Annotated in this window: 20 protein-coding genes; 15 read left to right on the forward strand and 5 right to left on the reverse strand. The window is 64.7% G+C overall.

Annotated elements, in window-relative coordinates:
• Window positions 1–19: 19 nt before the first annotated feature.
• The 4 genes from A5658_RS16745 to A5658_RS16760 form a co-directional block, all read right to left on the reverse strand.
• Window positions 20–1,159 (reverse strand): acyl-CoA dehydrogenase family protein, encoded by a 1,140-nt coding sequence (locus A5658_RS16745; RefSeq protein WP_067337422.1) that lies wholly within the window; start codon window positions 1,157–1,159, stop codon window positions 20–22.
• Window positions 1,160–1,164: 5 nt separating this feature from the next.
• Window positions 1,165–2,214: an acyl-CoA dehydrogenase gene (locus A5658_RS16750; protein WP_067337425.1), complete on the reverse strand. Its 1,050-nt coding sequence runs from the start codon at window positions 2,212–2,214 to the stop codon at window positions 1,165–1,167.
• Between the two features lie 102 nt (window positions 2,215–2,316).
• On the reverse strand, window positions 2,317–2,940 hold the full coding sequence (locus A5658_RS16755; protein WP_067337428.1) for a TetR/AcrR family transcriptional regulator: 624 nt from the start codon (window positions 2,938–2,940) through the stop codon (window positions 2,317–2,319).
• 7 nt (window positions 2,941–2,947) lie between these two features.
• Window positions 2,948–3,775, reverse strand: coding sequence for a MaoC/PaaZ C-terminal domain-containing protein (locus tag A5658_RS16760; RefSeq protein ID WP_067337432.1), 828 nt, complete (start codon window positions 3,773–3,775; stop codon window positions 2,948–2,950).
• Window positions 3,776–3,877: 102 nt separating this feature from the next.
• Between A5658_RS16760 and A5658_RS16765 the strand changes: the two genes are divergently transcribed.
• From A5658_RS16765 to A5658_RS16835, 15 genes are all read left to right on the forward strand, one after another.
• Entirely contained in the window at window positions 3,878–4,951 is a 1,074-nt protein-coding gene (locus tag A5658_RS16765) for an LLM class flavin-dependent oxidoreductase (RefSeq protein ID WP_067338388.1), read from the forward strand.
• 9 nt (window positions 4,952–4,960) lie between these two features.
• The gene (locus tag A5658_RS16770; RefSeq protein WP_067337435.1) at window positions 4,961–5,356 is read left to right on the forward strand and encodes a nuclear transport factor 2 family protein; all 396 of its coding nucleotides are present in this window, start codon (window positions 4,961–4,963) and stop codon (window positions 5,354–5,356) included.
• 143 nt (window positions 5,357–5,499) lie between these two features.
• Complete coding sequence (locus A5658_RS16775) at window positions 5,500–7,518, forward strand: pyruvate dehydrogenase complex E1 component subunit beta (protein WP_067337438.1); 2,019 nt, start codon at window positions 5,500–5,502, stop codon at window positions 7,516–7,518.
• On the forward strand, window positions 7,515–7,742 hold the full coding sequence (locus A5658_RS16780) for a biotin/lipoyl-containing protein (protein WP_067337441.1): 228 nt from the start codon (window positions 7,515–7,517) through the stop codon (window positions 7,740–7,742). Before A5658_RS16775 ends, A5658_RS16780 begins: the two co-directional genes overlap by 4 nt.
• A complete protein-coding gene (locus tag A5658_RS16785; protein ID WP_067337444.1) occupies window positions 7,739–8,593 on the forward strand; it encodes an enoyl-CoA hydratase/isomerase family protein in 855 nt (284 codons plus the stop codon). Before A5658_RS16780 ends, A5658_RS16785 begins: the two co-directional genes overlap by 4 nt.
• Window positions 8,594–8,599: 6 nt before the next feature.
• Window positions 8,600–9,568, forward strand: a complete 969-nt coding sequence (locus tag A5658_RS16790; RefSeq protein ID WP_067337447.1) for a nitronate monooxygenase family protein — start codon at window positions 8,600–8,602, stop codon at window positions 9,566–9,568.
• On the forward strand, window positions 9,565–10,362 hold the full coding sequence (locus A5658_RS16795) for an enoyl-CoA hydratase/isomerase family protein (protein ID WP_067337450.1): 798 nt from the start codon (window positions 9,565–9,567) through the stop codon (window positions 10,360–10,362). The genes A5658_RS16790 and A5658_RS16795 overlap by 4 nt, the downstream gene beginning before the upstream one ends.
• Window positions 10,362–11,123, forward strand: a complete 762-nt coding sequence (locus A5658_RS16800) for an enoyl-CoA hydratase/isomerase family protein (RefSeq protein ID WP_067337452.1) — start codon at window positions 10,362–10,364, stop codon at window positions 11,121–11,123. The genes A5658_RS16795 and A5658_RS16800 overlap by 1 nt, the downstream gene beginning before the upstream one ends.
• Before the next feature lie 56 nt (window positions 11,124–11,179).
• Window positions 11,180–12,376: a cytochrome P450 gene (locus tag A5658_RS16805; protein ID WP_067338391.1), complete on the forward strand. Its 1,197-nt coding sequence runs from the start codon at window positions 11,180–11,182 to the stop codon at window positions 12,374–12,376.
• A 54-nt stretch (window positions 12,377–12,430) separates the two neighbouring features.
• Entirely contained in the window at window positions 12,431–13,360 is a 930-nt protein-coding gene (locus tag A5658_RS16810; RefSeq protein ID WP_067337457.1) for an LLM class F420-dependent oxidoreductase, read from the forward strand.
• Window positions 13,357–14,655, forward strand: a complete 1,299-nt coding sequence (locus A5658_RS16815; protein ID WP_231997345.1) for a cytochrome P450 — start codon at window positions 13,357–13,359, stop codon at window positions 14,653–14,655. The genes A5658_RS16810 and A5658_RS16815 overlap by 4 nt, the downstream gene beginning before the upstream one ends.
• Before the next feature lie 136 nt (window positions 14,656–14,791).
• Window positions 14,792–15,613 (forward strand): SDR family oxidoreductase, encoded by an 822-nt coding sequence (locus tag A5658_RS16820; RefSeq protein ID WP_067337459.1) that lies wholly within the window; start codon window positions 14,792–14,794, stop codon window positions 15,611–15,613.
• Between the two features lie 4 nt (window positions 15,614–15,617).
• Window positions 15,618–16,394, forward strand: coding sequence for an SDR family NAD(P)-dependent oxidoreductase (locus A5658_RS16825; protein WP_067337462.1), 777 nt, complete (start codon window positions 15,618–15,620; stop codon window positions 16,392–16,394).
• Between the two features lie 2 nt (window positions 16,395–16,396).
• Window positions 16,397–16,951, forward strand: a complete 555-nt coding sequence (locus A5658_RS16830; RefSeq protein ID WP_067337464.1) for a nuclear transport factor 2 family protein — start codon at window positions 16,397–16,399, stop codon at window positions 16,949–16,951.
• Window positions 16,948–18,429, forward strand: a complete 1,482-nt coding sequence (locus A5658_RS16835) for an adenylate/guanylate cyclase domain-containing protein (protein ID WP_067337467.1) — start codon at window positions 16,948–16,950, stop codon at window positions 18,427–18,429. Before A5658_RS16830 ends, A5658_RS16835 begins: the two co-directional genes overlap by 4 nt.
• On the opposite strand, the gene A5658_RS16840 is transcribed toward A5658_RS16835, so the two are convergent.
• Window positions 18,426–19,730: an amidohydrolase family protein gene (locus A5658_RS16840; protein ID WP_067337469.1), complete on the reverse strand. Its 1,305-nt coding sequence runs from the start codon at window positions 19,728–19,730 to the stop codon at window positions 18,426–18,428. The two genes, A5658_RS16835 and A5658_RS16840, sit on opposite strands and share 4 nt — an antisense overlap.
• Between the last annotated feature and the right edge of the window lie 53 nt (window positions 19,731–19,783).

The following is a 19,783-nucleotide window of genomic DNA, read 5'->3' on the forward strand; positions in this document are numbered from 1 at the left end:
CGATCACCGACCTCCGCTGTCAGCCACGGGGCAGCCCGAGCACGCGCTGCGCCACGATATTTCGTTGTACCTGGGCGGTACCGCCATAGATCGTGGCCGCGCGCGACCAGACGTAAATATCCCATTCGAGTCCTTCACGAACGAGTGGACCGGCGCCTCGAAGGTCCATCAGTGCGTGCCCTACGACCTGGTCGGCGCGCGCCATCAGCAACTTATCGACGGATCCCTCGGCGCCCGGCAATGTCCCGGCGAGCCGATCCGACAGCGAACGCTGCACCTTCACCTGAAGCGCCCGAAGCTCGGTGTATGCCTCGCCGAGCCGGGTCCGCGTGTGCGCGGTGTTCGGCACCCGGCCAGCCCGGACGTCATCCTCGAGCGTGGCGAGGTGTGATGCCAGCCGACTAATCCAGTTGATGTCGCTTGGCCCGCGCTCGTAGGCCAGGAGCTGGTTGGCGATGCTCCAGCCTTGGCCGCGTTCGCCGAGCAGGTTTTCGGCCGGCACCTCGACGTCGTCGAACGTCACCTCGGCGAATTCGCGGTTGCGGGCCGCGTTGACGATGTTCCTGACCTCGATGCCCGGGCGGTTCATGGGCACCAAAAGCACCGAAATGCCCTTGTGCTTGGGTTGTTCTGGATCGGTGCGGCACAGCAGGAAACACCAGTCGGCGACCGCGGCGAAACTGGTCCAGATCTTGCGCCCGGTGACCCGGAAATAGGGTTCGCCGCCGCCGTCGAGGTACTCCGCCTTCGTACGCAGACCGGCAAGGTCCGAGCCGGCATCCGGCTCGCTGAAGCCCTGGCACCAACGCACTGCTCCCGAAAGCAACCCGGGCAGCAGGTCGGCGCGTTGCGCATCGGTTCCGAAGAGACGAAGGGCGTTGGCCATGTGACCGACGCCCTCGATCGGCGGCGCACTGGCACGTCCCAGCTCGTCGTTGAGGATGGCCTCGTAGACCGGGGAAAGGCCATGGCCGCCATACTCTTTCGGGAACGAAAGCCCGATATAGCCCGCCGCATGCAGCGTCTGGTGCCAGGCGTTGGCGGCGTCGGCTCGCGCGGCCGGGTCCTCGGGTACCGGGTGTTGGGAAGCGGTTGCGGCCAACCAGTCGCGTAGCTCGGCGCGGAACCGCGCTTCCTGCGGGGTGTCGTTGAAGTCCATAGCCGCTAAGTCACCTCCGGATCCTCGAGTCGAAGGCGTGCGATCTCCTCGTACTGTGTGATCTCGTCGCCGAGCAGCCGGCGATCAAGCAGTGTCCGCCGCAACCTGACGTGCGAGACGTGGCCCCAGGTGATCGCGATCCCGCCGAAGGCCTGAACCGAGGCCTCAACCACGTCACGTCCGGCCGCGGCCGCGTACGCCTTGGCCGACCGGGCGGCGAGCAACGCTTGGCTGGGGGGCAGCTGGTCGACGGCCCAGGCTGCATGCCACACGCAGGATCTGCTGCCTTCCACTCGGACCAGCGCGTCGGCAAGCAGATGCTGCACGGCTTGGAAACTTCCGACAGCGACGCCGAACTGGACGCGTCCGCCGACATAAGCGACCGCGTCGTCGAGCGCGCCCTGCATGATGCCGAGCAGATCCGCGGCGATCGCGGTCAGCGCGAGGGCGTGTGCGCGGTCCCAACGCTCGCGGTCTATCGACTCGCCGACCTGGACGCCGTCACCGACGCTGAGCTCCACCAGTGAGGTGGTCAGGTCAAGCGCCTGCAGGGGTTGACCGGTGAGCGGTAGGGAAACCAATCGATGAATGTCGCCGTCGCGCTCGACCGCGAGTGCCTCCGTTGCGCCGGACGCGTCGAAGCAGACCGCGCCGGACTCAATCCCCGCGAAGTCCTGGAGGTCGGCGGCGAAGACCGGTGCCAGGCGCAGCGACCCCTCGGCGACTGCATCCACCAGATCCAGCGCGTTCGCCGCAGCCAGCAATTCGGGCACGATAGCTGCTTGACCGACCACCGGTACGGCCGCGAGTGTGCGCGCGAATTGTTCGATGCAAAGCGCGGTTTCGACGCCACTTCCGTCTGGCCCCAGCGCATCAGGTACGCGTAGCGATGGAAGCCCGAGTTCGACGACGCGTGTCCATTGCTCGTCGATGACGTCTGCGCTCAACGCCAGATCGAGTTCTGCTTCGTTGGGATTGACGGTGGCGACCTTGTCAGCGATTTGCGCGGCGGTCTCCGACAGCAGGCGCTGCTCCGGGGTCAAGGTGACGTTCATCGTGCTGTCGCGGGCTCCGTCGGTTGCAGGTGGGCGTGAACGCGTGGTCCTGAACTATAGAACGGCTAATGTCTCATTGTTACATGACGCAATGCGTGTTCGTTAGCCGATCTGGCGTGCTCGTGTACGGGCGGCGGTGCGTTCGATTCGAGCGATCGCCGGGCGCACGAGATCGACGGCGTTCTGCATGATCTCGGTGAGCTCGTCAGCGCCCCCTCCGGCGACCCAGGTGTCGATCGCCGCGCGATTGGCTCCATTGATCACCGTCGCGGCCAGTCGGGGTCGCAGGTCGGTGTTGGCGTCGGCGCCGAGCCAGCGCGCCACTTCGCCGGTGAGCTGATCGATCCATTCGTCGTTGAGTCTCAGCATTGTTGCTCGCAGCGCCGGGTGGCCCGCATACATCTGTGCCCGGACGAGGAACATGTCAGGTTGTTGGCTGATGGCTTCGGCCACGGCATTCGATGCCTCGGCGAGCGCACCCCACAGCGAGCGGGACTCCGATGCGCGAAACCGCCGCGTCGCCTCGTCGAGTCGTCCGGTGTAACCATCGAAGAGGATGTCGTCCTTCGACGCGAAGTGGTGGAATAATGTCCGCGGTGCCACGCCTGCCTCCGCGGCGATCTGCTCGACGGTGGTTCCCTCGTAACCTCGTGCGCTGAACAGGGCGACGGCTGCCGCGATCAGTGCGTCGCGGTTGCGTTCGCCGCGTGCGCGTCGTTGGTCCATCGATCGGTCACCGTCCTTCGATGGTCGCCGCGCCGGCGGCCAGCGCGACGGTTCCGTTCTGTGTGGTCCGAAAACCGACTTCGGAGTCGCGCTGCCACATCTCGGTGACCAGCGGCGCATCCAGCATGACCGGCTTGGCGAATCTGCAACTGATCGAGCGCAGCGAGAGCGGGTCCCCGTTGCCGAGTGAGTTGATCAGGGCCCGCGCCGCGAATCCAAACGTGCACAGACCATGTAGAAACACGTCGTCGAAGCCCGCTTTGCGGGCAGCCTCTGGATCGATGTGAAGAGGGTTGCGATCCCCGGACAGGCGGTAGATGGCGGATTGTTCGGGTCGTACCGTGTCCTGGAAGGCCGCAGAGGGCGGGCCCTGTGGATCCTCGGCGGCAGCCGGGCCACGTTCGCCGCCGAACCCGCCCGCCCCAAGGACCATCGTCTGTCCTACCGCGGCGAACAGGGGTCCGTCTTCGTCGCACCCGGTGGCGGTCACTTCGATCGCCGCGTGTTTGCCTTTGTCCCACACCGCGGTCACCACGGCCGACACCGCCGCTTTGCCGCGAGGTTCGATAGGTCGGTGCACGTCCAGCGCTTGACCGCCGTGAACGATGGGTGATGAGCCGAGCTGGAGGGCGTTGCGCAGATCTTTGACGGCCCACCAGTTGGCCAGCAACGCGAACGTCGGCAGCACGCCTGGGCCGCCGCGCGTCTCGTCGAGCAGATGCGCCTCGGTCGGTGGGCGTGCCCCGACCCCCAGCGCGTACAGGATCGTGTCGGTCTCCGACCAGCTGAACGTAGTGGGCTCCAGGGCGAATCCGATGGCCTCGGTCAGTGTCACGTATTCCTCCTGGAGTCGGGATTCGAGTGAACGGATTGACGCAATCTGTTCAATCGTGCAATATAGTTGCACGAACTGCAACTACTTTTCGGGAGGCTCACAGTGAAGTTCGGCGTCTTCATCCTCGGCGACAAACCGAATCACCTCAGCGAACAGGAAGTACTCGCCAACGTCCTCGAAGAGGCACAGTGGGCCGAGGAGCTGGGCTACGACGAGATCTGGCTAGCCGAGCACCACTTCTCGCCCTACGGAATGCTCGCCGACCTGCCGCTGGTCGCCACCGCGATCGCGGCGCGCACCGAACGCATTCGCATCGGAACCGCCTGCATGGTGGCGCCTTTTCACAACCCGATCCAGTTGGCCGAACGTATCGCCATGGTCGACGTACTTTCCGGCGGACGGTTCGATGCGGGATTTGGTCGCGGATATCAAGCGCACGAATTCAAGGGCTTCGGCGTCCCGATGGACGAGGCCACCGGTCGCTACCAAGAGTGCGTCGAGATCGTGAACCTACTGCTGACTCAAGAGAACGTCAGCTATGCGGGCAAGTACTTCCAGATCGAGGACGTCACCGTGTATCCGCGACCCGTCCAGCGCCCGATCCCAGTGTGGGGCACGGTCATGAAGACTCCATCGAGCTTCGAATGGCTGGCCGACAAGGGATTTGGCGCCATAATCGGCAATCCCTATCAGGTCGATCCGGACCTGCAGGGGGCGCTCGACATCTACCTCGAAACGCAATCGAAGAAGGGACTCGACGCCGCGACGGGGAATGTGTGGGCGCTGCTCAACGCGTTCTGTCACCAGGACGACGATTTCGCGCGGAGCTACCCCCGCGACAGCGTCGAACTGTCCATCCAGACTCACCGTAAGTATTCGAGCCCGTTCGAGCGCGGCGGCGAAATTCCCGCCGATTACAAGGCGTACTCGGACTGGTTCGACAAGCACGACAAGCAGTCGTATGAGCAGGTGCTGAATTCGCATCTGACGCTGATGGGCGACCCGGATCGGATCGTGGGCAAGATGAAAACAGTCATCGACATGGGTTGGCGGAACATCATGCTGCGCATGTCGCGCGGCGGGGCGATGGACCGCGGCAAGGTGCGTGAGTCCATGAAGCTTTTTGCCGAAGAAGTCATCCCTGCGGCAGCTGAGCTCGCGGCGGCGCCGGCCTAGGCCGGCGCTGTGACGAGCGCCGACGACCTTCGCGATACCCGGGAGCGACTGGTACTGCGCCACGTTCAGGCGGAGAACGACCGCGACATCGCCGCCGTCATGGCGACCTTCGCCCATCCTCGCTACGAGATCGTGCCGACGGGAAAGGTGTTCGACGGCGAGGCGGCGGTGCGGGCGATGATCCTTGCGCAGTGGGAGACCCTGCCGCCCGTGCAGTACTCCGCGGCCGCGATCTACCACGGTGACGACGGAGTTGTTGTCGAGACGCGGACGACCGCCCCGGATACGTCGATCGACATGCTCAGCGTGAACGTGTTCGGGTTCGAAGGCGCAGGTCTGATACTCGAGCGCTGCTACTTCGACCGCATGCAGGTCGGGGCGCAACTGGGTTACCAGACCGAATAATCGTGCAACGCCATAAAGCTAAGCGCCGCAGTCGGTTTCGGCAAACAGCGCGGGCCAGAGCCCAGACTCGATAAACGATAGAACAGATTTCGTCATGTTGTATACTCGCACCCGCAGTTGCCGAAGACTGATGAGGAGTTGCCATGGCTGTCACTCAGGGAGCCACCGTCTCGCGTGACGTCGAGCTTGCGCAGAAGCTGTACCGCGCGATGGCCCTGGTGTCGAAGGCCGACGCGCGGGTGCGCAAGGCGCTGTCCTCCGGCGAAGCCGCGATGAGCTACTGGCCTGTGCAAGGACAGGAGGCGATGTCCGCCGGCGCCATGCTGGCCCTCTCCGGCGCAGATCAACTCGTCACCACCTATCGGGGCCTGGGTGATGTCGTGGCGAAGGGCATCGACCTCCCCGGCTATTTCGGCGAGATTCTCGGCCGCTCGACCGGACTTTCCAAAGGGAAGGCCGGCGCCATGGGCATCTACGACCCCGAGCACGGCGTTGCCTGGACCACGGGCATCGTCGGGGCGGGCCCGCTGATCGCGAACGGCATCGCGCTGGCCGCCAGTCACAAACGGACGGGACAAGTGGTGCTGGTCAGCTTCGGCGATGGCGCTACCAGCATCGGCTACGTACACGAGGCAATGAACATGGCCGCCCTGTGGAAGCTGCCGGTTATTTTCTTCTGCCAGAACAACGCCTGGGCCGAGAGCACGTCCTTTGAGCGCTACACCCGTACCGCGCGGCTCTCGGATCGTGCGGCAGGCTACGGAATGCCCGGCGTGACCGTCGACGGGACCGATCCACTCGCGGTGTTCGACACGGTCAGCGAGGCGGTGCAACGGGCCCGCTCCGGCGAGGGGCCGACGTTCGTCGAGGCGGTGGCGTATCGCCTGCAGGGGCACTACTTCGGCGACGCGATGGCGTATGCCGATCAGGACGAGCTCAAGGCGAAGCGGGCCGACCCGCCGTTCGAGAGGTATCGCAACCGGCTGATCGCCGATGGCGTGGCCGCCGAGTCAGATCTCGATTCGATCGACGCGGAGCTGGCGGCGGCTGTAGACGAGGCCTTCGCCTCCGCGCGTGACGCGGCCTCGCCCGACATCGACGAGCTGAGCCGAGATGTATTCGCGCGCAATGGATCCGCGCACGCACCCGCCGGCCAGGTGCACGTCGCGGTCCCGAGTGGGGAGACCGAAGAACTCGGGCTGGTTGGGGCGATTCACCGAACGCTGGACCGCGCGATGCAGGCCGACGAGTCGATCGTGCTGCTCGGCGAAGACATCGGCGATCCGTCCGGCGGTGGGATGTTCAAGGTCACGGCGGGGCTGTCGTCGAAGTACGGGGAGGACAGGGTGCTCGACACTCCCATCGCGGAGTCGTCGATCATCGGCGCTGCGGTCGGCGCCTCGCTCGCTGGCCTGCGTCCGGTCGCCGAGCTCATGTTCATGGACTTCCTCGGAGTCGCGATGGACCAGATCGCCAACCACGCCGCCAAGGTGCGGTACATGTCCGGTGGTCGTCAGAGCGCACCCATGGTCATCCGCACGATGGTGGGAATGGCTGCCGGACCACAACATTCGCAGGCTTTCGAAGCGTGGGCGATGCATACCCCGGGCCTGAAAGTGGTGTGGCCGAGCACCGCAGCCGACGCAGCAGGCCTACTCAACGCCTGCCTGCAGGACAGCGATCCGTGCCTGTTCGTCGAGTCCATGAAGTTGTACTACGGCGGCGGTAAGGGCCCGGTCCCGGTGGCGGACTACGTAATTCCGCTCGGGCAGGCCGACGTCAAGCGCGCGGGCTCTGATGTCACCGTGGTCACCTATGGAGTGATGGTGCACGCCGCGCTCGAGGCAGCCGAACAGCTTGCGACCGAAGGGGTCTCGGTCGAGGTGGTCGATCTGCGAACACTGGTGCCGCTGGATTTGGCGACCGTACTGGAATCAGTGCGAACGACCACGCGGTTGGTGGTAGCGCACGAGTCGGTCGGGTTTTGCGGACCGGGCGCCGAGATCGCGTCCGCCGTTGGAACGGAACTCTTCGGTGTGCTCAGCGCACCGATTCAACGCGTCGCCGGGACTTACACCCCGGTTCCCCGAGCGGCCACGTTGGAAGCCGCATGCCGCCCGGGCGCTACCGCCCTGATTGATGCGATCCGGAGGATCAAGTGACAGACGTCCGGCTACCCAAACCCGGTGACGCGATCACCGAAGCCGAGGTCACTGAGTTCTTCGTCGAGGACGGTGCAATCGTCAGCGAGGGCGAACCGCTGTATTCGATCGCCACCGACAAGGTCGAGATGGACATCGAGTCTCCCGCCTCGGGCACATTGTCTTGGAAAGTCGAAGAGGGCGGGACCTACGAGGTCGGCGCACTCATCGCCGTCATTTCATGACCGCGCTGCCCGCCCACGTCGACCTCGCGGCGGACGAACTGTCCGCGACGATCCACGGTGACACGCTGACGGTCACGATCAATCGGCCTGAGAAGCGAAACGCGTTGACGGCGGACGGCTATCACGGGATCAAACGTGCCGCGATGATCGTGGCCGACGAACCAACGCTGAACTTCCTGGTGATCACCGGCACCGGCGACGTGTTCTGTGCCGGCGGAGACATGAACGCGATCGGAAACCCCGATCGGCGGTGGGATGCATTCACCGAGGCGTACGACGCGACCCCGTTCGAGACGCTGGGCAAGATCCCGAAGATCGTGGTGTGCGCGGTCAATGGACTGGCACTCGGCGGCGGGCTTGTCATGACGCTCTACGCCGACCTGGTCATCGCCTCCGATCGCGCCCGGCTACGCGTACCGGATCTGACGCGCGGTGTCTACGAGGCATTCATCGCCGCGCGGATCCCGCAACGCATCGGCACTTTACGGGCGAATCACCTCATTTATGGCAACGACTGGATCGAGGCTGCTGAGGCCGAGCGACTCGGGCTGGTCGGCAAAGTGGTGCCGCACGACTCGCTCAGGGTGGAGACCGCCGCGTTGCTCGACCGGGTGCGCAATACCGGGCCGGCCGCCCGCGCCTCGATGAAGCGGGAGATGTTCCGCGCACTACCGCCGGTCGACGTCTCCGGCTACTGGGCGTCGATGGGCACGGCCGAACAGATCGAGGCCTTCACCGCTTTCCTGCACAAGCGGCCACCGGACTGGCCGACGACCTCCGACCGCGAGGCATTCGTCGCGACCCGCCGACCCGCCTGGGCAACAGACGACCAAGACATCCGAAAGGGCTGAATCCGATTGATCACCACCAAATTCACCGAGACCTTCGGGGTGGAAGCGCCCGTCGTGCAGGGCGGTATGCAGTGGGTGGGGCGGGCCGAACTGGCCGCAGCGGTATCCGAGGCAGGCGGACTCGGTCTGATCACCGCGTTGACGCAACCCACACCGGCTGATCTGGCCAACGAGATCGCCCGCGCCCGGGACCTGACCGACAAACCCTTCGGCGTCAACCTGACGATCCTGCCCACCATCAACCCGCCGCCCTACGAGGAGTATCGACAGGTCATCGTCGACGCCGGAATCAAGATCGTCGAGACCGCAGGATCCAATCCGGCTCCACATTTGCCAACTTTCCACGACAACGGCATCAAGGTCCTACACAAGTGCACATCAGTGCGTCACGCCGCGAAAGCCCAGGATCTCGGCGTCGATGCCATCAGCATCGACGGTTTCGAGTGCGCGGGACACCCCGGTGAGGACGACATTCCCGGCTTGGTGCTGATTCCCGCCGCCAAGGTGATTGAGATCCCGATGATCGCCTCCGGAGGCTTCGCCGACGGGCGCGGATTGGTCGCGGCGCTGGCGCTAGGGGCCGACGGCGTCAACATGGGATCGCGGTTTATGTGCACGGTCGAGTCGCCAATCCACCAGAGGGTGAAAGAGGCGATTGTCGCCGGTGACGAGTTGGGTACCGAACTGATCTTCCGCACCTTGCGCAACACCGGGCGGGTGGCGAGCAACACCATTTCGCGCGAGGTGGTCGAAATCCTTAACAGTGGTGGGCAATTCGAGGACATCGCGCATCTGGTCGCGGGCAAGCGTGGGGTCAAGGTCTATGAGACCGGTGACTTGGATGCCGGCGTCTGGTGGATCGGCACCGCCATGGGGTTGATCGACGATATTCCCGCGGCCGGCGAGGTCGTGACACGCATGGTGGCCGAGGCCGAGCGGATCATCGCGGATCGTCTGGCGGGTGCGATGCGATGATCGAGCTTCCGCAGGGCACCGCCGATGTAACCGGGTGCAACGAGATACTGGTGGCCAGCGACGGCGCGGTCCGAATCGTCACGCTGAACAACCCCGACAACGCGAACGCGGTCAACAACCGGATGCACGGCGCGTTCGCCCGGCTGTGGGCGACTCTCGGGGAGGATGCCGACGCTCGCGCGGTTCTGCTCACCGGTACCGGTGACTTCTTCTCTGCGGGAGGCGATCTCGTCGAGTGGTTACACACTCACGTCGAGAATCCGGTCACCCGCCGCGAGGGCATGCGCGATGCACGCCGCATCGTGCGGGACATGATCGACTTCCCGTTGCCGATCGTGGCGGCGGTCAACGGCCCGGCCGTCGGGTTCGGTTGCAGCATCGCCGTGCTGTGCGACCTCGTACTGATGTCGGATCGATCGTTTTTCGCTGACACGCATGTGGCGAGCGGCCTGGTCGCCGGAGACGGCGGATCGGTGTTGTGGCCACTGATGATGAGTCTGATGAAGGCCAAGGAGTATCTGATGCTCGGCGAGCGGATCACGGCTGACAAGGCCGTCGAGTTCGGCCTGGCGAACCGGGTGGTGCCGCACGCCGACATCAAGTCCGAAGGACTCGCGCTCGCGCATCGACTGGCCGCCCTGCCCGCGCGCGCCGTACAGGACACCAAGCGCACCCTGAATCTGCACGCCGAACGGGCGGTGACCGCCATCCTCGAATTCGGGATCTCTGCGGAGACGGAGTGCTTTACGACGCCGGAGCACCGCGCGGCGATCGACAAGTTCCTCCACCGCTAATGGGCACGTCGGAGGAGCCGCTGGTCGTGGTCGAAGACCGCGACGGTGTCGCGCTGATCCTGCTGAACCGCCCCGCCCAGCGGAACTCGCTGCGTTATGAATCCTGGACCGAGCTCTCGGCCGCGCTGTCGGGTCTCTCGGCCGCGCAGGGCATCGTGGTCGCAGGTACGGCGGGATTCTTCTGTGCGGGGGGTGATCTGAAATCCGGCCCGGCCCACGGCGACGGACCGATGGGGCCGGCGGGACGGGTCGAGCATGCGCAGCGGGTCATGGCGCAGTTGCGCGACAGCGCGGTCCCGACAATCGCCGCAGTCGAGGGGGCGGCGGTCGGTCTCGGGTGGAGTCTCGCGCTGGCGTGCGATCTAGTGATCGCCGCGCGCGATGCCTTTTTCTCCGCACCGTTCGTGGCACGCGCAGTGGTGCCCGACGGCGGGCTGGCATGGCGCTTGACCCAGCAACTGGGTCGACACCGAGCGTCGTCGCTGCTATTGCGTGGCAATCGGCTACCAGCCGCCGAGGCCCATCGGATGGGCCTTGTCACCGATCTCGCCGAGCCCGGTGCCGCGATCGACGACGCCGTCACGACCGTCCGCGAACTCTCGGAGGCAGACGCCGGCGCGGTCGAACTGACCAAGCGCCTCATCGCGTCTGTGGAAGCCGCCCAATTGGCGTCGTTCCACCCGTTGGAACTGGCGGTTGCTACCGTCGCGCAGCACCGCTCGGCCGCGTCCACAGGCAGGACGAATTTCGGTAGCTCGTAACTGTAGTGCAATTGAACAATATTTGTAATAGTGTTCTGCAAGGAAGGATGGTGTCGATGACCACGACGGACCTGCGCTGGGATCCTTTCGACCGCACCTTGCACGCCGAGCCCTATTCAGCGTGGAAGCGCATGCGTAACGAAGCGCCGGTGTACTACAACGCCGAGTACGACTTCTATGCCCTGAGCAGGTTCGACGACGTGATGGCGGCGTCACTGGACACCGATTCCTTCTCGTCCGAACACGGAATCACTCTCGACATGATCACCGAAGATCCCTGGGGATCCCCCAAGGCGATGATCATGATGGACCCGCCCGACCACACGTACATGCGGAAGATGGTCAACCGCACGTTCTTTCGTAGCCGGATCGCCAAACTCGAGGATCACATTCGTCAGCTGTGTCGGGGCTACCTAGATCAGCATGTGGGGACCCCAGGATTCGACTACGTCCGCGACTTCTCCGCCAAGCTCCCGGTCATGGTGATCAGCTCACTGCTGGGATTTCCTGAGAAAGACCACGACAACCTGCGCGAGTGGTCCGATGCCCAGGTCCATCGCGACGAGGGTAACCCCGAGCGCAACGCCGCGGGGGACGAGGCTTCGGCCAAGTTGTTCGATTACTACCGCCAGCAGATCGAGCTACGACGTCAACATCGTACGGCCGACATTGTCAGCGACCTGATGGATTCCGATCTCGTCCTGCCCAACGTCGACCCACGCCGCCTCGATGACGGCGAGCTGCTCGTCTTTATCGCGATGGTCAACGTCGCAGGCAACGAGACGGTCGCGCGACTCCTGGGATGGGCGGCCCTGACGCTGGCGCGAAACGCTGACCAACGCGCCAAGCTTGTAGCCGATCCGGGACTGATCGGTGGTGCGGTAGAAGAACTACTCCGCTACGACGCACCGTCGCCCATACAGGGACGATTCACGTTGCGCGACACCACCTATCACGACACGGTGATCCCCGCCGGATCGAAGGTGGCGTTGCTGACCGGCTCAGCGGGTCGCGACGAACGTCAATACGAGAACCCGGACACCTTCGACGTCACCCGAACGGGCATCCGGCACATCAGTTTCGGGCACGGCTCGCACTTTTGCCTGGGTGCCGCTCTGGCCCGACTCGAAGCCAGGGTAGCTCTCGAGGAGACACTCAAGCGATTCCCGACGTGGACCGTCGATGAAGCCGCCGTCGAATATGTCCACACCAACTCGGTCAGGGGTCCGGCGAGCGTACCCATCGCGTTGTGAGGACCGCTGGGAGAACGCTCTCGCCAAGCCGGTGGCGATGACCGAGGTGACACGGTGAAGTTCGTACTGACCCATCCGATGCACACCCATCCCTATCGCCCGGAGCTGGTAGCGGGCGACGGCGTGGCGCAGGTCGCGCGGGCGGCGGAACGAGCCGGCTTCTATGGATTCGGCTTCACTGACCATCCAGCGCCAACTCAGCGGTGGCTCGACTCGGGCGGTCACGATGCGCTCGAGCCGTTCGTCGCGATGGCCTACGCTGCAGCTGTCACCTCGACCTTGCGGTTCATTCCCAACCTGATCGTGCTCCCTTATCGCAACCCGCTATTGGTTGCCAAGGCCGGCGCGACGCTCGACGTGCTCTCCGCAGGGCGTTTCACGCTGGCCGTCGGGGTCGGCTACCTGAAGGGTGAATTCGCTGCGCTGGGAGTCGATTACGACGAGCGAGCCGCAATAGTCGACGAGGCACTACAGGTGATTCGACTCATCTGGTCAGGGGACGACGTGACCTTCACTGGTCGCCATTTGGAGCTGTTCGGTATCACCGCCCATCCGCGGCCGCAGGTGTGCCCGCCGATCTGGATCGGCGGCAATACCTCAGCCGCTCGACGCCGGGTGGTGGCACACGGCGACGGGTGGTGCCCGTTCGCTGCACCGGCCATGCTGGCGAAAGTTACTAAGACGGCCACCATGGACGCCGACGCGGGATTGGTCGCCGGCATCGAGGATCTTCGCCGCCGCTGTGATGCCGCTGGGCGGGACTTCTCGGGCGTCGAAATCACCTTCAATGGACTGCCTGGCACGCCTGGCACGCCGACCTTCAACGCGGACGCCTACCTCGCCGAGGTGGAAAGGCTTGCGGAGCTTGGGGTCACGGCAATCCAGTTGAGTGTGCCCGGTGACGGACTGGCCCATGCGGTAGAGGCGATCGAGGAGTTCGGGGAGACCGTGATGAGACACGACCGTGAGGAAGTCACCTCGTGAAGATCAGTAAGCCACTGACCGATCGAGGTGCGCTCTTCACGCCCCTCGTATCTGCGGTCGGGTTGAACCTCGCAGCCAACGCACGTGTGTGGCGCCGGGGTCATCGGGCCTGGAAGGGGGCGGTTAACACCGACTACGACCCGCTGGATCGGGCGACGGCCGCGCAGCCATTCGAAGCGTTTCGTGCACTGCACAGCGCAGGGCGGGTGCACTACAACCCCAAGCGTGCGACGTGGATCTTGTGCAGGCACGAGGATGTACGAGCCGCGCTGCGGGACACCGACGCGGTCACCAGCACGCAGGGCGTGACTCGGATGAGGATTTCCGCTCCTGTCCTTGTGTTGTCAGACGGTGCGGAGCACACCCGACTGCGCAAGCAAGTCCAGCCCGGCTTCAGCAAGGGCGCGATGGCGAGTTGGCAGGAGATGACGGACAAACTCGCTGCCGAGCTGGTGTCCGACGTCCTTGCCAACCCCGGGTGCGATGTCGTGGAGCGGCTGACCATACCCATGCCGATGCGGATGATCGCCCACATCCTCGGCATCCCGGATGCCGACGTCGGACAGTTCCGTGCCTGGTCTGAGGCGGGCATGCACATCGTGGATTTCGAGGCGACCCGACACGGGGTTGTTCGCTCCGCGAAAGCCGTCGCGTCACTGGCGGCTCTGCGGCGCTACTTCTTGCGACAGTTCGCAAGTGGTGGATTGAAGAGCTCCGACACTGTGCTGGGAAGACTGCTCGCGCATACCGATGACGGATCACTGACCGACGACCAGTTGTTCTATATCGCCATGCTGTTACTCATCGCAGGCAACGAGACGACGACGAATCTCCTCGGTGGGATGTTCGACACCTTGGCGCACAATCCGGTGCAGTTCGAGCTGATCCGGGCGAATCCCCAACTGATTCCGATGGCGGTCGAGGAGCAGCTGCGAATATCCACACCGATCCAAAACCTCTATCGCTACACGCGCGCCGACTACAAGGTTGGCGAGGTGACCATACCGGTGGGCTCACGGATCATGCTCAACTTCGCGGCGGCCAATCGCGATCCGTTGGTGTTCGACGAACCCGATGAGTATCGCGCAGACCGAAACCCACGCAATCACATCGCCTTCGGGTACGGCGCACACATGTGTGTCGGCGCGCCGTTGGCGCGCATGGAGGCCCAAGCCGTACTTCGCGAGCTGGTCAGCCAGGCATCAGCCATCGCGCCGGCCGGAGACGCCATCTGGTCGACCAACACATCGTTGCGCGGACCGACCCGCCTTCCGATCACACTGACGCGCGCGTAGCAGCCGATCGAGACCGCAGCGCATAGGTGGCGAGGGTTACGACGAGCGCACGCACGACGGATACAGTCACAACTAGACAATAGAACATCTACTGTACTGCTGTAGATCCGATCGCCAGATAAGGTGGAGCTCCTTTATGAGCCTGTTTGATGCATTCTCCTACCGAGGTAAGCGCGTACTCGTCGTCGGCGGCGCCACCGGGATGGGCAACGCCACTGCCCGGCTGGCGCTCGACGTCGGCGCCGACGTCGTCGTGATGGATTACGCCGATTGCGACCTGCCCGGCGTCACGGCGGTTCACGTGAATTTGGCCGACAAGTGCAGCATCGACGCGGCGCTCACCGAATGTGGTGGGCCAGTGAACGCCCTGTTCGCCTGCGCTGGGGTAGCGGACGGCCCCGGCATCGAACGCATCAACTTTATCGGGCACCGTTATCTGATCGAGCGGCTGCGGGCCGAGGACTTCCTGCCGCGGGGCTCCGCGATCGGCTTCATCTCGTCAGCCGCCGGACTGGCATGGCGGTCGAATATGGCGCAGCTCAACGAGTTTCTCGACATCATGGACTTCGACACGGCGGCCGCGTGGGCGATCGACAACGGTTGCGCGCACTACATGTTCACCAAGCAGGCCGTGTGCGCCTACGTCGCACGCGAGGCGATGGACATGATCGCCGACGGTATTCGCATCAACGCGATCTGTCCCGGGCCCACCGATACCCCGCTCGCTCAGGCGAACGCCGAACTGTGGCTCGATTTCGGCGCCGACTACCGTGCCAAGGTCGGTGTGGCCGCCGCGACTCCGATGGAGCAGGCTTATCCGCTGCTGTTTCTGTGCAGCGAGGCGGCCAGCGTTGTCAACGGCATTACGCTGGTGACCGATTCGGGCTACCTCAGCGCAGGGATCACGGAAGCGTTTCCGGCCGGCACCCCGATGGCGAAGATGCTGCTGGACGGGTAGGGCGATGACCGCTGACTTCACCGATCAGGTCGCTGTCATCACCGGCGCGAGCGGCGGTATCGGGCGCATCCTGGCTCGGCGTTACGCCCAATGCGGCGCGACGGTTGCCCTGGTTGCGCGCCGGCGCGACGAACTCGAGCGGACGGCCGATGTCATCGCCGAGGAGGGCGGCGTCGCCTCCATACATGTCGCCGACATCCGGGACGAGGCGCAATGTGGTGACCTCGTCGCCGCCGTGCTCGCCCGCTGGGGGCGACTCGACGTCCTCGTCAACAATGCGGCCGTGCCTGGCGTCGACCAGTCCGTCTCCGAGGCCACCGTGGCGAACTGGCAGGACGTCCTTGCCACGAACCTGGTCGCGCCGATGGTATTGGCACGAGAAGCATTGCGGGCGGCGATGATTCCCGCACGGCGTGGCAACGTCCAATTCGTCTCGTCAGCGGCGGCCCGCAACGTCCAGCCGCGTAAGGCTCACTACGCCGCGGCCAAGCTGGGCCTGACGGCGCTCGCTCAGACCCTTGCTCTCGAGGTGGGCGCTTTCGGGATTCGGGTGAACACCCTTGTGGTCGGAAGCGTTGCCGGCGAGCTGTTGGACCGCTACGTCGCGCGTCGTGCCCGAGAGGACGCTCTGGATCCCGGTGAGTTGCGGCAGCGGCTTGCATCACAAAACAAGTTGCGCCGGCTGGTGCAGCCGGACGAAATCGCCGAGGTCTCGATGTGGCTGGCCTCCGATGCGGCGTCGGCAATCACCGGTCAGGACGTCAATGTGACAGGAGGCTGACGGTGTCCCCGCCGGTCGATGACTCTGAGGTCACGGGGCTACTTGCTCGCGACCGCATTCGCGCGCTACCGATCCGCTACGCAGCTGCGGTCGAGGCGCGCGACATCAATGCGATGGTCCAGTTGTATTCACCGACAGCACATTTCGGCGCTTATGGACAGGGTCACGATGCGCTGCGCAGGTTGATGCTCGACAGTCTCAATGACAGCGTGTTCGCGGTCATCCTGGTGGCCAACCACCTGATCGAGCTGCATGACGAGACGAATGCGAGCGGCCAGGTGTGGGCGCACTGCTATGCCCAGACCCGCAGGGAGGGCTTTCTCGAGCAGCTCATCAGGTACGACGATCGCTACGAAAGGGTCGACGGGGAATGGCTTTTCGCGCACCGTCGGCACCGGCTCTGGTATGGCGCCGGACACTCCAAGTCGCCGTTGGCGCAGCCTGCGGCCGAGTGGCCGCGTCGACAGGTGGGGGTGGGTGACATTCCTTTGTCGGATCCCGATTTCGCCGAGTGGTGGCGAACTCTGCCCAGGGACGATGGGGCACCGTCGTTGTGAGACTCTGGCCTGGTCGTGACTTCACGGTCGAGCCTGCTGTGCGGGCCGCGCTGCTGCTCGGTTCGCTGATCCCGAGCATGGTGGGAGCATCGGTAATCGGTGTGATGGCTTCGCGTGCGTTACCCACCGGGGCCGCCCTGGCCGACCCCTCTGTGCTGCACGTCAACATCATCGCCGCAGTCGTTTACGCGACGATATCGATTCCCGCAGCGGCGATTTGGGGTTTGTGGTGGACGACAGTGCTCCCCGGGGCATCCGTTGCCGCCCGCCACCGCGTTCTCATGTCGACTCCCGGCCGGCTGACGACTATCAGCGCCGTAGTGTGGACGACCGGGGCACTCCTGCTCATCTGCGTCAACTCGGCACGACCGTGGCTGGCCACTACCCTGGGCATCTCGACGTTGCTGGCGGCGACGACCACCGCCACACTGACTTACTGGTGGAGCACGCGCGTCCTGCGATCCCACGTCGCGCCGGTGCTCACCGAGCACCCGCCGGATCGCCGCCGACGTCCGGGCCTGCGGTTACGGGCAGTGTCCGCCTGGATCGTAGGCACCGGTGTTCCGTTATTGATGATCCTGGTCGTGTGCGCGAGCGCGCTTGTCGTCAATTATCCCGGCAACCGGCTGGCGATCGTCGTGCTGAGCCTAGGGGGGGCAGCTGTCGCGAGCGGTCTGACGGTCACCGTTTTCACGGGTGCCATGACCGCCGATCCCATCGATGAGTTGCGCAAAGGGATGGCTCGGATCGCAGACGGCGACTACGACGTCACTGTGCCGGTGTTCGACGCCTCCGAGCTGGGGCTGCTGCAGGCCGGCTTCAACACGATGGCGGGGGGACTGAGGGAGCGTGAGCGCCTGCGTGACTTGTTCGGTAGGCACGTCGGTCGGCAGGTCGCGCGACTGGCGGAGACGTCCGCGTCGGCGCAGCTTGGCGGGACCAATTGTGAGGTCGCTGTCGTCTTTGTGGACCTGGTGGGCTCGACGCGGATGGCGTTGGAGCTCGGGCCAGATCGGCTCGTGGTCCGACTTAACGAATTCTTTGCCGCCGTCGTCGAAAGCGTTGAACGCCACCAGGGGTGGGTGAACAAGTTCGAAGGAGACGCCGCCCTGGCGATCTTCGGTGCGCCCGAGCCCATCTCGGACCATGCCGGAGCTGCACTGGCCTCGGCGCGTGAGTTGTCGGCGGCTCTGCGGTCAGCCGAGCCGGGCTTGGCCGCCGGCATTGGGGTGTCCGCCGGGGCCGTGGTGGCGGGCAATATCGGGGATCCGCGTCGCTACGAATACACCGTGATCGGTGATCCGGTAAACGAGGCAGCGCGGCTGGCCGAGTATGCGAAAGCCCATGGGGGAGTGGCAGCCTCGGGATCAGCGCTGTACAGTGCCGCGCCCGCGGAGGCCGATCGATGGCGGCTGGTCTCGTCGCGTGTCCTGCGTGGCCGCGATGCCGCGACCGACATCGCGGTGCCGGCCCCCTAGTTCTTCTGCTCCTTGTTGGCCATCTGCTTGGCCAGGTTCTCGATGAACGCGCCATATCCGACGCCGCCGTGGTCCGACATCACCGCGTCGTAGTCGTACTCCGGCGGCGCACCATTGTTCGGGCGCCAGCCGCTGTCGGCAGTGGAGGCCTTGAAACCCTCTTCGGGGAAGGCGTACCAGCGGCGCGCATTGAGTTCGACGATCTTGGCGGCGTCCTCATCGGGCACACTGGCGAGCATCTCCTCGGCGCGAGCCCGACTCTTGGGCCAGAAGGAGTCCGAGTGCGGGTAATCGCACTCCCAGGTGATGTTGTCGATGCCGATCTGGTGGCGCATCGCCACGCCGACCTCGTCCTCGATGAAGCAGCCGGCGATGTTGCGCCGGAACAACTCAGACGGGGCGATTGTGGGGTGAATGTTCTGGTAGTACTTGTGCTTGCGCCAGACGTAGTCCGCTCGCTCGACCAGGTAGGGCATCCAACCGATGCCGCCCTCGGAGAACGCGACCTTCAAATTCGGATGCTTGTGGAACACAGGCGAAAACACCAACTCGATCGCCGCGGCCATCGAGGTCGTGCCCATCAGTGTGACCATGACGGCGAACGGTGCTTCGGGTGCTGTCGAGGGCGGCATGCCGCCGGAGCCAAAGTGCATGACGGCGGTCATGTTGGTCTCTTCGAGGGCGGACCAGACGGGATCCCAGTGCGGGGTGTGGAAACTCGGCAGCCCAAGGTTCATCGGATTGTCGGGGAGTCCGACCGCGCGGCACCCTTTCGCGGCATTTCGCTCGATCTCGGCGACCATCAGTTGTACGTCCCAGAGCGGGCTGATCATCATCGGGATGAACCGGGCCGGATCGGCGGAACACCACTCATCAAGCGAGAAGTCGTTCCAGGCCTGCACGCTGAGCAGCGCGAGATCCTTGTCGTCGCCCTCGAGAAACACCGTCCCGCAGAATCGCGGAAACGAGGGGAAGCACAGCATTGCATGCACCCCGTCGATGTCCATGTCGGCCAGTCTCGCCTTGGGGTCGTAGCAACCGGGAATCATGTCGTCGTATCGCACCGGGTCGACGCCGAACTCCTCTGGCGACTTACCCGCGACGGCGTTCAGCCCGATGTTGGGGTAGCTGCGGCCCTCGTACACCCACTGGTGCATCGGCGGCTTACCCTCGCGGGGAAACTCGACGATGCGAGGGCCGTCTTCGAGGTATTTCTTCGGCAGTCGATCCCTCCACACGTGTGGCGGTTCGATGAGGTGATCGTCGACGGACAGGAGCTTCATGGACGGTTGCAGCGGCATCGCTGATACCTCTCGGTCTTCGCTGTTAGGCTGGCACTCGTGCAGAACAATTA

Source organism: Mycobacterium sp. 1245111.1, from assembly GCF_001673405.1.
Lineage (GTDB): Bacteria > Actinomycetota > Actinomycetes > Mycobacteriales > Mycobacteriaceae > Mycobacterium.

Bases quoted from the DNA above. Each gene is read 5' to 3' on its own strand.
- A5658_RS16745 (WP_067337422.1), bottom strand. From the start codon at position 1,159: ATGGACTTCAACGACACCCCGCAGGAAGCGCGGTTCCGCGCCGAGCTA.
- A5658_RS16750 (WP_067337425.1), bottom strand. From the start codon at position 2,214: ATGAACGTCACCTTGACCCCGGAGCAGCGCCTGCTGTCGGAGACCGCC.
- A5658_RS16755 (WP_067337428.1), bottom strand. From the start codon at position 2,940: ATGGACCAACGACGCGCACGCGGCGAACGCAACCGCGACGCACTGATC.
- A5658_RS16775 (WP_067337438.1), top strand. From the start codon at position 5,500: ATGGCTGTCACTCAGGGAGCCACCGTCTCGCGTGACGTCGAGCTTGCG.
- A5658_RS16785 (WP_067337444.1), top strand. From the start codon at position 7,739: ATGACCGCGCTGCCCGCCCACGTCGACCTCGCGGCGGACGAACTGTCC.
- A5658_RS16795 (WP_067337450.1), top strand. From the start codon at position 9,565: ATGATCGAGCTTCCGCAGGGCACCGCCGATGTAACCGGGTGCAACGAG.
- A5658_RS16800 (WP_067337452.1), top strand. From the start codon at position 10,362: ATGGGCACGTCGGAGGAGCCGCTGGTCGTGGTCGAAGACCGCGACGGT.
- A5658_RS16805 (WP_067338391.1), top strand. From the start codon at position 11,180: ATGACCACGACGGACCTGCGCTGGGATCCTTTCGACCGCACCTTGCAC.
- A5658_RS16820 (WP_067337459.1), top strand. From the start codon at position 14,792: ATGAGCCTGTTTGATGCATTCTCCTACCGAGGTAAGCGCGTACTCGTC.
- A5658_RS16825 (WP_067337462.1), top strand. From the start codon at position 15,618: ATGACCGCTGACTTCACCGATCAGGTCGCTGTCATCACCGGCGCGAGC.
- A5658_RS16840 (WP_067337469.1), bottom strand. From the start codon at position 19,730: ATGCCGCTGCAACCGTCCATGAAGCTCCTGTCCGTCGACGATCACCTC.